This window comes from Nocardia fusca NBRC 14340 (genome assembly GCF_001618425.1).
Taxonomy (GTDB): domain Bacteria; phylum Actinomycetota; class Actinomycetes; order Mycobacteriales; family Mycobacteriaceae; genus Nocardia; species Nocardia fusca.
Genome location: NZ_BDCU01000045.1, coordinates 55510 through 68597 on the forward strand (window position 1 = coordinate 55510; position 13088 = coordinate 68597).

Consider the following 13088-nt stretch of genomic DNA (forward strand, 5'->3'; position numbering starts at 1 on the left):
ACACGACTCGCCGTGGACCGGTTCGAATCGCGGTGATCGCGCGGCGCGGAGTCCCGGAGACTCCGCGGCCGGGCAACCTTACTTGTCCTTCTCCGCGACGATCTGCCGGAGCAACTCGATCAACCGGGTTTCGAGCGGTTCCTTGCGCAACCCGGTGTCGCTCAGGATCCCCGAACCGTTTTCCTGCTCCAGGACGGCAAGCAGGATGTGCTCGGTACCGATGTAGTTGTGCCCGAGCCGCAGTGCCTCGCGGAACGTCAGCTCCAGCGCTTTCTTCGCATCGGCGCCGAAGGGGATGAGCCCGCTCATCTTGCCGGCGGCGGTGGCGGCCTTGAGGGCCTCCGGCGCGGCCGTCGCGTCACCACCCACCGTGGTCAGTGCCGCGCTCGCGATATCGGCGAGGGTGACACCCTGTTCGACGATCAGCTGACCGGCCAGCCCATCCCCCTCACTGAGCAGTCCCAGGACCAGGTGCCCGATGGAGATCTCGGCACTGCCGGTGATATTCGCGGCCTCCTGGGCCGCGACCACGACCGTACGGGCGCGCGGGGTGAATTTGCCGAATCCGGCATTGGGGTCCATCTCGGCGGCGGGATCACCCGGCGGTTTGGGCACGAAGCGTTTCTGGGCGGCCTGTTTGCTCACGCCCATACTCGCGCCGATCTCGGTCCAGGAGGCGCCCGAACGGCGGGCCTGATCGACGAAATGACCGATCAGATGGTCGGCCAGCTCACCGAGATGACCCGCGGTGACCACCGCATCGGCGAGTTGTTCCAGGGCGTTGTCGGGCCGGGCCTTCTTGATGACCTCGATGAGGTCGTCCAGACGTACTGTTGTCATGCGTCAACTATAGGTTGACGCATGACCATCGTCAACCAGGAGTTGACGGCAGAACCCCTCAGTTCCGCCCACCAGGCCGGCGCAACCGCAACCGCGAATCGCCCCGCAGCGCCGGCCGCCGGATATCGGGGCGGCGCAGTACCGGCCGCCGGATCTCCGGGCGGCGCAGGACGGTCAACCGGCGGTCGGCCCGGCGTTGCGCGCGGCGCTCGGCCGGTTTGTACTGCCAGGTCTCGGGCCGGGCCGCGACCCAGCGCCGCGAGTACCACGCGAAGGGGATATGCCCGAGGTACAGCACGATCAGTACCAGCAACAGCACGATGGGGTAGGTGATGAGCGCCGCGCCGGCCAGCGCGACCAGCACCAGTAGGCCGGCGGCGGCCTGCGGGGCTACCGATACCGACTTGAGGGCCAGCGTGGGGATGGTGCTCACGCACAGCGCCGCGGTGAAGACCGTCCAGGCCGCGACCACGGGGAAACTCGTCCACCAGCCATCGCCGAACTGCACGTACACCGCGATCGGAGCCATGGCGATGAGCGCGCCGGCCGGAGCCGGGACCCCGACGAAGTACTCGCGCGCCCAATCGGGACGGGTGTCGTCGTCGAGCAGGGTGTTGAACCGGGCCAGCCGCAGCACGATGCTCACCGCGAAGAGCAGCGCGATGATCCAGCCCGAGCCGCTGCTCTCACCGTTGAACAGCACCACATAGAGCACCAGCGCCGGCGCCACCCCGAACGAGATGGCATCGGAGAGGGAGTCCAGCTCGGCGCCGATCTTGGTGGTCGCCGACAGCAACCGCGCCAGCCGGCCGTCGAGGGTATCCAGGACCGCGGCCGCGCCGATCATGGCGAGCGCGATCTTCAGCTCTCCCTCCAGGCCGAACCGCACCGCGGACAGTCCCGAGCACAGCGCCAGGATGGTGACGATACTGGGCAGCAGCCGGATCGATCGGCGCCGCCTGCCTTCGATGACCTGCTCCATCACGCGCCCGCCGACGGCAGCACCGCCAGTACCGTTTCCCCCCCGATCGTCCGCTGGCCGATATTCACCAGCAGTTCGGTCCCGGCCGGGAAGTAGGTGTCCACGCGGGACCCGAAACGGATCAGTCCGTAGGTGTCGCCGATGGTGACCCGGTCACCGGCGGCGGCGTCGCAGACGATGCGCCGGGCCAGCAGACCGGCGATCTGGACCACCACCACCTGCTGCCCGTCGGCGGTATCGATCAGCATGCTGCTGCGTTCGTTGACCTCGCTGGCATCGGCCAGATCGGCGGACTTGAACTGTCCGCGCCGGTAGCGCACATCGCGCACCACACCCGAGACCGGCGTGCGCTGGACGTGCACGTCCAAAACCGACAGGAAGATGCTCACGCGGGGCAGCGGCTGATCGCCGAGACCCAGCTCGGGCGGCGGCGCCGCCGTGTCGACCAGGGCGACCTCACCGTCGGCGGGGGCGACCACCACTCCGGCCCGATTCGGCGGGACCCGGTGGGGGTGCCGGAAGAAGGCGGCGCTCGCCCCGGCCGCCGCGAGCGCGGTCCGGCGGACCCAGCGCCGCCTGCGGCCCAGGACGGCGACCCCCAGCGGAACGGCCACGAAGGGCAATCCGGCCGGATGCATCGGCGGGATCGCACTGCGCACCAGATCGGCCAGATGGGCCGGACCGGTGGTTTCCGGGGTGCCCGGCGGCGTGGGACGGCGTGCCACAGATTCCTCTTTCGTACTCGGTTCGATCGGCGCGGACTCCAGGTGGCGACCGGTCACCGCGCACGGGCCGGCCGAACCTGTCGGCGCAAGCGTTCACACCTTACGCCGAACAGGCCGGTGGCACCGGGTGTCGAACCGAGGCCTACCTCCGGACGACCAACTTCACCAGGAACAAGAGGATGACGGCGCCGGCCAGGCAGGTGAAGAAGCTGAACCACCAGCCTCCACTGTTCACGTCGACACCGAATGCCGCGAGCAGGAAGCCGCCGATCAGGCCGCCGACGATACCTACCACAATGTTGAGAAGAATGCCCTGCTGGGCGTCGGTTTTCATGATCTTACTGGCGATCCAGCCGGCGATACCGCCGATGATGATCCAGCCGATGATGCCGAGTCCGAGCATGAGTTGTTCCTCGCTTGTTCTCCGGAAACCCGCCAGCGGCCGCGGGCGGGTATCGCCGCAATACCCGGAGTCGATCTCGATAACCCCGGCGAATATCGAATAAGCGATGCCGTCGTCCGCACTTGGGGATAATATGAGGGTGCCTCATGTCTCCGGATTGCCCGGTGACCGCGACCACACACGCGGCCGGCGGGTGAGGAATCCACATCCGAATCGGGTCCACCCTCGCGGCGACCCAGCCGCAGGTACATAGGAGAAGCACCATGGCTACTCAGATCGCCCAGACGACCGGAGCCCAGCACACCGCGATCCTGGGACTGGGCGTGTACCGCCCGGCGCGAGTCGTGACCAACGACGAAGTAGCCGGACCGATCGATTCCAGCGACGAGTGGATCCGGACCCGTTCGGGTATCCGCACCCGCCGCTTCGCCGACGACACCGAGACCATCCATTCGATGAGCGTGGCCGCCTGTCGCGGCGCCCTGGACTCGGCCGGTATCGCCGGCGACCAGGTCGACTGCGTGATCGTCGCCACCTCGACCCATCTGCTGCTGACTCCCGCCGCCGCGCCCCGGATCGCCACCGAACTCGGCACCGGCGGCGCCGCCGCCTTCGATATCTCGGCCGGCTGCGCCGGCTTCTGTCACGGCCTGGCCATGGCCTCGGACCTGGTCCGCGCGGGCACCGCCTCCCACGTGCTCGTCATCGGGGTGGAAAAACTCAGCGCCACCGTCAACCCGGCCGACCGCGGTACCGCGTTCCTGTTCGCCGACGGCGCGGGCGCGGTGGTGGTGGGCGCAGCCGAGGAACAGGGCATCGGGCCGACCGTCTGGGGTTCCGACGGCACCCAGCACCGGGTCATCCGCCAGGACAAGGACTGGGTCGAGTTCTTCGCCGAGATCGAGGAGAAGGGTACCGACGCCGTCCGTCCCTACCTGGCCATGGAGGGCACCGCGGTGTTCCGGTGGGCGGCGCACTCCTTGGAGAAGGTCTGCCGCGACGCCATCGACCGCGCCGGACTGTCCACCGACGACCTGGACGCCATGATCCCGCACCAGGCCAACGGCCGGATCATCGAGATCATGGCGCGGGTGCTGAAACTGCCGGAGAACTGCGCGCTGGCCAACGATATCGAGGAGGCCGGCAACACTTCGGCAGCCTCGATTCCGCTGGCGATGGAGGCCCTGCTGCGCACCGGGCAGTCCAAGCCCGGCGATACCGCGCTGCTCATCGCCTTCGGCGCCGGGCTCTCCTACGCGGCCCAGGTCGTGAACCTGCCGAACTTCAGTTCGCCTCGGCCGCTGTCCTGATCTTCGCCAGCGATTCGTTCATCCCGGCCACCAGGTTCTCCTCGAACGCCGCCTCCCCACCGAGCACCGCATCGATCAGGGTCCGCGATACCCAGGTGGTGCCGTTGGGGACGTCCCGGCGTTCGACGAGCCGGGTCCCGTTCTCGGTGGGCTCGAGCGTGTAGGTCCACACGGTCCGGTTCTGGCTCACACGAAAGGCCAGCGCACTGTTCTTTTCGTAGCGCAGGATGCGCGAGGTGGTCGGCCAGAACTTCCATCCGTCCCGGTTGAGATTGACCGTCAGCGTGCCCGCTCTCGGCTTGCCGATCGGGATCATCCGGACACACTGGGGGCTGAACTCCGGCATACGGCTCGGGTCGGCGAGTACCGCCCAGACCCGCTCCGGCGGGGCGGCGATATCGATGCTGGCTTCGAGGTTTTTCGGCAACGTTGCCTCCGGGTAGATGAAACTCCAAGTACCAGAAAGAGTAGCGATAGGCGACGGGTCGGTCACATTTTCCGCGCCGCGTATCGATATCACCGATCCGGCAGCAGAATCGATTGCGGGACCCCATCGGTTGCCGTACACGCCACCGCCAGCAAGACGCGTCGCCAGCAAATACACAGCTACCGTGAGGTGATGGGCCGTGAACTTTCGCTCGCTACTGCGCCGCCAGACCCCCGAGGGACTGCCGCAACTCCCGGCACTCGAACCCGATGACCCCTCCGGAACCGCCAGGATCGACGAACAGCTGGAACGTCTACTCACCCCCACCGAACTGGATATGGTCCTGCACCACCGGGTCTGAACCCCGGCGTCCGGAGCCCCGGCTGCGGCCGGGGCCGCCGTGCACCACCCGGTACGCTGCTGGTCGCGCCGGAGGCTCCGGCGTGGCTGACCACCGGGGAATGCGTTATGAAGCGAATCTCAACTGTTGTGCTCGCCGCTGCCGCCGCCGCGGCGCTGGCGCTTTCGGGTTGCTCTTCCGAAGATGAGCCGGCCGAAGCGTCGGGCCTGCGCAAGAACACCGCGACCGCGCAGACGGCGCCGCAGACGGAATCCGGCGACGGCACCACCGCCGAGGCCACCGCCCCCGGCGCGGAACAAACCCCCGCGCAGCCGCCGGAAACCACCGCGACCGAGGACGATTCCGCCGGCGACGCCCCCGCCTCGGACCGCCCCTCCGACACCACCTGCGGCCAGTTCGCACAGCTCGACGAACCGCAGCAGCAACAACTCATCGGCCAGATCCTCGCCGAGAACCCCGACAGCGCGTTCGTGGGCAACCCCAATGCCGCACTCGGCACCGCCAAACTGGTGTGCAACTCCCAGAAGCTGGCCGATCAGAAGGTCGCCGTGGTCGCGGGGATCGTCGTCAACGGATGAAAGAGGGTGCGGCCGGTCGCGGCCGCACACTTTCAGCTACCGATCGCCGAGATCTCGTCGTTGGCGTGGGTGAGGTGAGCGGTATCTCCGCCGGTATCGATCGTGATACCTCCGGGATACCGGCGGAATCGAGAGCGACGGTGGCGCTCATCGCCGGGTCGGCGTCGGCATCCAAAATTCGGCCCGCGGCAGGCGAGCGCGGCACGCGAACCGCGCGATACTCGACGCCGGTCACCGGGGGCCGCGCCCCGGCATTCCCGAAAGCGGCGCAGAATGGCACGGTGGCTGAGTTGGCGTTGACCGTCCGTCTGAATCCCTCCGCCGCCGACGCCCGGCGCGGGGTGGTCCGGCTGCATCCCGAGGCGCTCACCGCCCTCGGGTTACGCGAATGGGACGGTGTCTCACTCATCGGCGCCCGCCGTACCGCGGCCGTGGTGGGCCGGGCGCCCGCGGGAACTCCGGCCGGTACCGCGCTCCTCGACGATGTGACCCTGTCCAATGCCGGCCTGCGGGAGAACGCGGGCGTGGTGGTGGCGCCGGCCGTGGTGTACGGCGCCCGCCGCGTCACCGTGAGCGGGTCCCGGCAGGCCACGCAGTCGATTCCGGCGGCCACGCTGCGCCAGGCGCTGCTCGGCAAGGTGGTGACCGTGGGTGACACGGTATCCCTGCTGCCCCGGGAGCTGGGACCCGATATTCCGTCGTCGGTGGCGAGTCAGGCGTTGTCTCGGGCGTTCGGGATCGCCTGGACCTCGGAATTGCTCACCGTGGTCACCACCGATCCGCCCGGTGCGCCGGTGAGCGTGCAACCGAACACCGCGGTCGAGTGGACGGCGGGGGTCGCCACCGGTGCGGGGCCGGCTCCCGTCCGGGTGAACGAGTATTTCGGTTCGGCACAGGCGCCGGCGCCGAGCCACCTCGATACGGTGACGGGCCGCGACCTGCCCGGATCCGTTCCGGTCGGGACAGCGCCGCCTCCCGAACTGAAGGTGGAGGACCTGGCCGGGGTCCAACCGCAGGCGGCGAAGCTGACGGAATGGCTGAGCCTGGCACTGGACGAACCGGAATTGCTGAAGGCGCTGGGCGCGAACCCGCGGTTGGGTGTGCTCGTCACCGGACCGGCCGGGGTGGGTAAGACCACGCTGGCCAGAGCGGTCGTGGCACCCCGCCGGATCGTGGAACTGGACGGGCCGTCGGTGGGCGCGGCGGAGAGCGGGGCCCGGTTGCGCGCGGTCGCGGCCGCGGCCGCGGCCGTGGGGTCGGGCCGGGGCGGCATTCTGCTGATCACCGATATCGATGCGCTGCTACCCGAACCGGCCGAACCGGTCGCGACGCTGATCCTGGATCAGTTGCGTGCGGCGCTGGCCGAACCGTGCGTGGCGCTGTTGGCCACCACCGCGCATCCGGCGGCGATCGACCGGCGGTTACGGGCGCCCGATCTGTGCGACCGGGAAGTCGCGCTGACGCTGCCCACCGCCGGGATGCGTCGGGCGTTGCTCGAACAGCTGCTGCGCAAGGTGCCCACCGGCGAGCTGCGACTGGACGAGATCGCCTCGTCGGCCCCCGGCTTCGTGGTCGCCGATCTCGCCGCACTGTGCCGGGAGGCGGCCCTGCGGGCGGCCGCACGGGCGAGCCGGGACGGCACCGAACCACTCCTCGAGCAGGAGGACCTCCGCGGTGCCCTGGAGGTCATCCGGCCGCTGTCGCGTTCCGGGACCGACGAGTTGGCGCTCGGCGACCTCGGTCTCGACGATGTGGGCGATATGGCCGAAACCAAGCAGGCGCTGACCGAGTCGGTTCTCTGGCCGCTGCGGCACCCCGATTCGTTCGCGCGGCTCGGTATCGAGCCGCCCCGCGGGGTGCTGCTGTACGGCCCGCCGGGGTGCGGGAAGACCTTCCTGGTGCGGGCGCTGGCGGGTAGCGGCCAGCTGAGCGTCCACACCGTCAAGGGCGCGGAACTGATGGACAAATGGGTGGGTTCCTCCGAACGTGCGGTGCGCGAGCTGTTCCAGCGGGCCCGGGACTCGGCGCCCTCGCTGATCTTCCTGGACGAGGTGGACGCGCTGGCGCCGCGCCGCGGCCAGAGTTCCGATTCCGGAGTCGCCGACCGGGTGGTGGCGGCGCTGCTCACCGAGTTGGACGGAGTGGAACCGCTGCGCGATGTGGTGGTCGTGGGCGCCACCAACCGGCCGGAACTGATCGATCCGGCGCTGCTGCGACCGGGCCGGCTCGAACGGCTGGTGTTCGTGCCCCCACCGGACGCCGAGGCCCGGGCGGCGATTCTGCGTACCACCGGCCGCGCGGTCCCGCTGGCGGAGTCGGTGGATCTGGACCGGCTCGCGGCCGAGCTGGACGGTTTCTCCGCCGCGGACTGCGCGGCACTGCTGCGCGAGGCGGCGCTGGCGGCTATGCGCCGTGATGTGGATGCCGCGGATGTGACGGCCGCGGATGTCGACGCCGCCCGCCGTGCGGTGCGCCCCTCACTGGACGCCGAACAGCTGGAATCGCTGCGCCGGTACGCGGAGTCCCGCCGCTGACCCGTTCCCGTTCTGTCCGATATGCCTGACCTGGTGAAACAGTTGCCCCAGGGTAGCCGGATGCGGGCACGCATCTCTTAATCTGTACGATTGTCCCAGTTCGTGCTCGCTTATGATGAGCGCGCAATACCCCGCCGCCCCTATCCCGACGGAGGTAACGCTTGCTCGCCATTCTGCTCGCACATGCCCTGGCCGCGCTGATCGCGCCCTCCGCCGTGCGAGTACTGGGCCGCAACGCGTTCTATCCGCTGGCGCTGGTACCGCTCGGCTGCCTCGGCTGGGTGATCGCGCACTGGAACGACGAGATAAAGGTCCGGATACAGTGGGCTCCGACCATCGATCTGAGCCTGGACCTGCGCTTCGACTCCCTGGCCACCGTGATGAGCGCGCTCGTCCTGGGTATCGGCGCCCTGGTCCTGGCCTACTGCGCCCACTACTTCACCGACGACGAACCGAAGCTCGGCTCCTTCGCCGCCTGGCTGGTCGCCTTCTCCGGCGCCATGTTCGGCCTGGTCACCAGCGACAACATGCTGTTGCTGTTCACCTTCTGGGAAGTGACCACCGTACTGTCGTTCCTGCTGGTCGGCCACAACTCCGACAGCGTGCCGGGCCGTCGCGCGGCCCTGCAGGCCCTGCTGGTCACCGGCGCGGGCGGCCTGGCCATGCTCGCCGGCATCGTCATGCTCGGCGAGGCCTACGGCAGTTACCTGCTGTCGGATCTGCTGGCCGCGACCGACCGTCCCGGCGGCGTCGCGATACAGGTCGCGGTGGTCCTCGTCCTGGTGGGCGCGCTGAGCAAATCCGCCATCGTGCCGCTGCACTTCTGGCTACCCGGCGCCATGGCCGCACCCACCCCGGTCAGCGCCTATCTGCACGCCGCCGCCATGGTGAAAGCCGGTGTCTACCTGATCGCGCGCCTGGCACCCGCGTTCGCCGATGCCCCGGTCTGGCGGCCGCTCGTCCTCACCCTCGGCCTGGCGTCCATGCTGCTGGCCGGTTTGCGCGCAATGCAGGTCACCGACCTGAAACTGGTGCTGGCCTTCGGCACGGTGAGTCAGCTGGGTTTCCTGGTGACCATGGTGGGCCTGGGGACCCCGGATGCGGCGCTCGCCGGAATCGGCCTGGTGGTGGCACACGCGCTGTTCAAGGCCGCGCTCTTCCTGGTGGTCGGCATCATCGACCACGGGGCCGGTACCCGTGACCTGCGCGAACTCTGCGGGTTGGGCCGGCGCGCACCTGTCCTCTTCGGCGCCGCGTCGCTGGCCGCGCTGAGCATGGCGGGCATCCCACCGCTCTGGGGATTCGTGGCGAAGGAATCGGCGCTGGCCGCCGAACTCGACGCCGCGCCGCTCTCACCCACCGTGCGGCTGCTGCTCGCCGCCGGATTGGTGCTGGGGTCCATGCTCACCGTCGCCTACAGCGCACGCTTCATCTGGGGCGCTTTCGCCGACAAACCCGGGGTCCCGGTCCGGGGGTGGCACGCGCCGGGCATCGGATCGAGCGCGGCGCCGGTGCTGCTGGCCGTGGGCTCGCTGGGTGCCGGACTCGCCGCCCCCTGGATGGACGGTCTGCTGGCGCCCTACGCCGAAACCCTGCCCGGCACGCTGACCGGCCATCTCCAGCTCTGGCACGGCCTGACCTGGCCGTTGCTGCTGACCGTCGTGATCATCGCCGGTGGCCTCGCCCTGTTCGCGGCGCGGGACCGGTTCGGTGAATCGGCGACCCTGTTGGGCAACGCCGACCGCGGCTACGATGCCGCGCTGCGGGCGGCCGACCGGCTCTCGCTGCGTATGACCGGTGCCGTCCAGCGCGGTTCGCTGCCGCTCACCCAGGCGGTCATCCTCGGCACCCTGGTAATCGTGCCCGCGGTGGTACTGGCGGTCGGCACCCGGACCGGGGTCGAACTTCGCCTGTGGGACTCCCCGCTGCAAATGGTGATCGGCGCCATCATGATCGCCATGGCGCTGGCCGCGACAGTGCTGCGCAACCGGCTGGCCAGCGTGCTGGTGGTCGGGCTCACCGGCTACGGATGCGGCGTCATCTTCGCCCTGCACGGCGCGCCCGACCTGGCGTTGACACAGTTCCTCGTGGAGACGCTGACGCTGGTGGTGTTCGTCCTGGTCCTGCGGGCCTTCCCGGCCGAGATCGGACCGGAACAGCAGGCCGGCTTCCAGGTCGGCCGGGCGGCGATCGCCATCGCGGCCGGTATCGCCGTGCCGGTGCTGGCGGCGTTCGCCGCGGCGGCGCGCAACGCCCGGCCCATCTGGGAACGCATCCCGGACGCGGCCTACGAGTTCGGCGGCGGCAAGAACGCGGTCAATGTGCTGCTGGTCGATATCCGGGCCTGGGATACCCTCGGCGAGATATCGGTGCTGGTCGTGGCCGCCACCGGGGTGGCCTCGCTGGTGTTCCGCAGCCGGCGGTTCGGTCTGCCGCCGCGCGCCGCCGACGCACCCAACTACCGGCCCGGCAAGGTGGGCTGGCTGCCCGCCGGCCGGCTGGTCGACCGCCGCGACCGCTCGATGGTTCTGCAGATCACGACCCGCCTGGTGTTCCCCACCATCATGGTGCTGTCGGTCTACTTCTTCTTCTCCGGCCACAATGCGCCCGGCGGCGGTTTCGCCGGTGGTCTCATCGCGGGGCTGGCGCTGGTACTGCGTTATCTCGCGGGCGGCCAGTACGAACTGGGTGAGGCACTACCGGTGGAGGCCGGCCATCTGCTCGGCGCCGGACTGATTCTCGCCGCCGGTACCGCCGGCGCCTCACTGCTGCTGGGAGCGCCGCCGCTGAGCTCGGTCATCCTGGAGACGACCGTGCCGCTGCTCGGCCATGTCAAGCTGGTGACCTCGCTGTTCTTCGACCTCGGCGTCTATCTGATCGTGGTGGGTCTCGTACTGGACGTATTGCGTAGCCTCGGCGCGCGCCTCGACGACGAGTTGGTGCAGTCATGAGCGCGAATACGACCCTGCTGATCGTCATCGGCGTACTGGTGGCCTGCGGGGTGTACCTGCTGCTCGAACGCACCGTGACCAAGATGCTGCTCGGCATCCTGCTGTTCGGCAATGCGGTCAACCTGCTCGTTCTCACCATGGGCGGACCCGACGGGGCGGCCCCGATCCGGGGCACGGACGATATCGAACACAGCACCATGGCCGACCCGCTGGCCCAGGCGCTGGTGCTGACCGCCATCGTCATCACCATGGGTGTTTCGGCGTTCGTGCTGGCGCTGGCCTATCGCTCCTACATCCTGACCACGAGCGAAAAAGTCGAGAACGACCCGGAGGATGTCGGGATCGCCGCGCGCCGGCCGGAGGAACCCGAAGAATGAGCTTGTCCCCCGATCTGGTCCCCGCCTTCGCCCCGCTGCCGGTCCTCATCCCGTTGCTGGCCGCCGCCGCGACGCTGGTGGCCGGGCGTCGCGCCCGGGTCCAGCGGATCCTGGCCACGGTCGCGCTGAGCGCCGCGGTGGCCGTCTGCGCGGTGCTGCTGTATCTGGCCGACCGCGACGGGACGGTGGCCGTTCAGGTCGGCGGCTGGGAGACCCCCATCGGTATCACCATCGTGGTGGACCGGCTCTCCGCGACCATGCTGCTGGTCTCGGCGATCGTCCTGCTCGCGGTCGCCCTCTACGGTGCCGGCCAGAACATCAGCGACGCCCAGGTCCGCCAGCCGACCTCCATCTTCTGGCCCACCTATCTGGTCCTCAGTGCGGGTGTGGCGATGGCGTTCCTGGCAGGCGATCTGTTCAACCTGTTCGTCGGTTTCGAGATCCTGCTGGTCGCCTCGTTCGTCCTGCTCACCCTGGGCGCGACGGCCGAACGTATCCGCGCCGGGGTGTCGTACGTGATGGTCTCCATGGTGTCGTCGATGATCTTCCTGATCGGCACCGCTGTCACCTACGGCGCCACCGGGACCCTCAACTTCGCGCAACTGGCCCAGCGGATGGACGCCATCCCGGACGGCATCCGCCAGGCGGTGTACGCCGTGCTGCTGGTCGCCTTCGGTATCAAGGCCGCGGTGTTCCCCCTGTCGAACTGGCTGCCCGACTCCTATCCCACCGCGCCGGCGCCGGTCACCGCGGTGTTCGCCGGTCTGCTCACCAAGGTCGGTGTGTACGCGATCGTGCGCACCCAGACCCTGCTCTTCCCGGACGGCGGATTCGACAATCTGCTGATGATCAGCGGCCTGCTCACCATGCTGATCGGCATATTCGGTGCCATCGCGCAGAGCGATATCCGGCGACTGCTCTCGTTCACACTGGTCAGCCATATCGGATACATGATGTTCGGGGTGGGCATCGCCAGTGCCATCGGGCTGGCGGGCACGGTGTACTACATCGCGCACCACATTCTGGTGCAGACGGCGTTGTTCCTGGTGGCCGGACTGATCGAACGCCAGGCGGGCTCGACCTCGCTGCGGCGGGTGGGCGGGCTGGCCGCGGCCAGCCCGATACTGGCGGGGCTGTTCCTGATCCCGGCGCTCAACCTCGGCGGGATCCCGCCCTTCTCCGGTTTCATCGGCAAGGTGGCCCTACTCCAGGCCGGCGCGCAGGACGGCAGCGTGCTCGCCTGGGTGCTGGTTGCCGGGTCGGTGGTGACCAGTCTGCTGACCCTGTACGTCATGGCGCGGGTCTGGAGCAAGGCGTTCTGGCGTCCCCGGGAGCAGGCCCCCGAGGGGCATCTGGTGGCCGCCACTCTGCCGTCGCTGGTGGAGGACAACACCGACATGCTCTACGACGAGCGCATCGACCCGGGCCGGTTGCCGGTCATGATGGTGCTGCCGACCGCGGCGCTGGTCGCGGTCGGACTGGCGCTGACGGTGTGGGCGGGCCCGGTCCTGGGGATCGCCGACCGTGCCGCGACCGAATTGCAGGACCGTGGCGTCTATATCGGCGCGGTCCTGGGCGGGGGGCCGCGATGAAAAGACTG

The 13088-nt window shown here is 69.2% G+C and carries 12 protein-coding genes; 7 read left to right on the forward strand and 5 right to left on the reverse strand.

What is annotated here, in order from left to right; genetic code table 11:
* Nucleotides 1-78 precede the first annotated feature (78 nt).
* The 4 genes from NF4_RS27965 to NF4_RS27980 all read right to left on the reverse strand — a co-directional run bounded on the left by NF4_RS27965 (nt 79) and on the right by NF4_RS27980 (nt 2950).
* Nucleotides 79-840 carry a Clp protease N-terminal domain-containing protein gene (locus tag NF4_RS27965; protein WP_063130380.1) on the reverse strand — a complete coding sequence of 254 codons (762 nt, stop codon included), beginning with the start codon at nt 838-840 and terminating at the stop codon, nt 79-81.
* Nucleotides 841-898: 58 nt separating this feature from the next.
* A complete protein-coding gene (locus NF4_RS27970) occupies nt 899-1822 on the reverse strand; it encodes a CDP-alcohol phosphatidyltransferase family protein (protein WP_063060223.1) in 924 nt (307 codons plus the stop codon).
* Nucleotides 1822-2547, reverse strand: a complete 726-nt coding sequence (locus NF4_RS27975) for a phosphatidylserine decarboxylase (protein WP_063130408.1) — start codon at nt 2545-2547, stop codon at nt 1822-1824. Before NF4_RS27975 ends, NF4_RS27970 begins: the two co-directional genes overlap by 1 nt.
* Before the next feature lie 142 nt (nt 2548-2689).
* Nucleotides 2690-2950 (reverse strand): GlsB/YeaQ/YmgE family stress response membrane protein, encoded by a 261-nt coding sequence (locus NF4_RS27980; protein WP_063130381.1) that lies wholly within the window; start codon nt 2948-2950, stop codon nt 2690-2692.
* A gap of 263 nt (nt 2951-3213) precedes the next feature.
* Between NF4_RS27980 and NF4_RS27985 the strand changes: the two genes are divergently transcribed.
* Entirely contained in the window at nt 3214-4260 is a 1047-nt protein-coding gene (locus tag NF4_RS27985; protein ID WP_063130382.1) for a beta-ketoacyl-ACP synthase III, read from the forward strand.
* On the opposite strand, the gene NF4_RS27990 is transcribed toward NF4_RS27985, so the two are convergent.
* Entirely contained in the window at nt 4235-4687 is a 453-nt protein-coding gene (locus tag NF4_RS27990) for an SRPBCC family protein (protein WP_063130383.1), read from the reverse strand. The two genes, NF4_RS27985 and NF4_RS27990, sit on opposite strands and share 26 nt — an antisense overlap.
* A gap of 199 nt (nt 4688-4886) precedes the next feature.
* On the opposite strand from NF4_RS27990, the gene NF4_RS38145 reads away from it, so the two are divergent.
* From NF4_RS38145 to NF4_RS28015, 6 genes are all read left to right on the forward strand, one after another.
* On the forward strand, nt 4887-5048 hold the full coding sequence (locus NF4_RS38145) for a hypothetical protein (RefSeq protein ID WP_157120649.1): 162 nt from the start codon (nt 4887-4889) through the stop codon (nt 5046-5048).
* A 107-nt stretch (nt 5049-5155) separates the two neighbouring features.
* Nucleotides 5156-5626: a hypothetical protein gene (locus tag NF4_RS27995; RefSeq protein WP_063814739.1), complete on the forward strand. Its 471-nt coding sequence runs from the start codon at nt 5156-5158 to the stop codon at nt 5624-5626.
* 281 nt (nt 5627-5907) lie between these two features.
* Nucleotides 5908-8160 (forward strand): AAA family ATPase, encoded by a 2253-nt coding sequence (locus tag NF4_RS28000; RefSeq protein WP_063130409.1) that lies wholly within the window; start codon nt 5908-5910, stop codon nt 8158-8160.
* 161 nt (nt 8161-8321) lie between these two features.
* The gene (locus NF4_RS28005; RefSeq protein ID WP_063130385.1) at nt 8322-11111 is read left to right on the forward strand and encodes a Na+/H+ antiporter subunit A; all 2790 of its coding nucleotides are present in this window, start codon (nt 8322-8324) and stop codon (nt 11109-11111) included.
* Nucleotides 11108-11488: a Na(+)/H(+) antiporter subunit C gene (locus tag NF4_RS28010; RefSeq protein ID WP_063130386.1), complete on the forward strand. Its 381-nt coding sequence runs from the start codon at nt 11108-11110 to the stop codon at nt 11486-11488. The genes NF4_RS28005 and NF4_RS28010 overlap by 4 nt, the downstream gene beginning before the upstream one ends.
* Nucleotides 11485-13080: a Na+/H+ antiporter subunit D gene (locus tag NF4_RS28015; protein ID WP_063130387.1), complete on the forward strand. Its 1596-nt coding sequence runs from the start codon at nt 11485-11487 to the stop codon at nt 13078-13080. The genes NF4_RS28010 and NF4_RS28015 overlap by 4 nt, the downstream gene beginning before the upstream one ends.
* Nucleotides 13081-13088: the final 8 nt, after the last annotated feature.

Excerpts from the sequence above, each read along its gene's own strand:
- NF4_RS27985 (WP_063130382.1), top strand. The coding sequence starts at position 3,214 with ATGGCTACTCAGATCGCCCAGACGACCGGAGCCCAGCACACCGCGATC.
- NF4_RS27965 (WP_063130380.1), bottom strand. The coding sequence starts at position 840 with ATGACAACAGTACGTCTGGACGACCTCATCGAGGTCATCAAGAAGGCC.
- NF4_RS28015 (WP_063130387.1), top strand. The coding sequence starts at position 11,485 with ATGAGCTTGTCCCCCGATCTGGTCCCCGCCTTCGCCCCGCTGCCGGTC.
- NF4_RS27980 (WP_063130381.1), bottom strand. The coding sequence starts at position 2,950 with ATGCTCGGACTCGGCATCATCGGCTGGATCATCATCGGCGGTATCGCC.
- NF4_RS28010 (WP_063130386.1), top strand. The coding sequence starts at position 11,108 with ATGAGCGCGAATACGACCCTGCTGATCGTCATCGGCGTACTGGTGGCC.
- NF4_RS27995 (WP_063814739.1), top strand. The coding sequence starts at position 5,156 with ATGAAGCGAATCTCAACTGTTGTGCTCGCCGCTGCCGCCGCCGCGGCG.
- NF4_RS27970 (WP_063060223.1), bottom strand. The coding sequence starts at position 1,822 with ATGGAGCAGGTCATCGAAGGCAGGCGGCGCCGATCGATCCGGCTGCTG.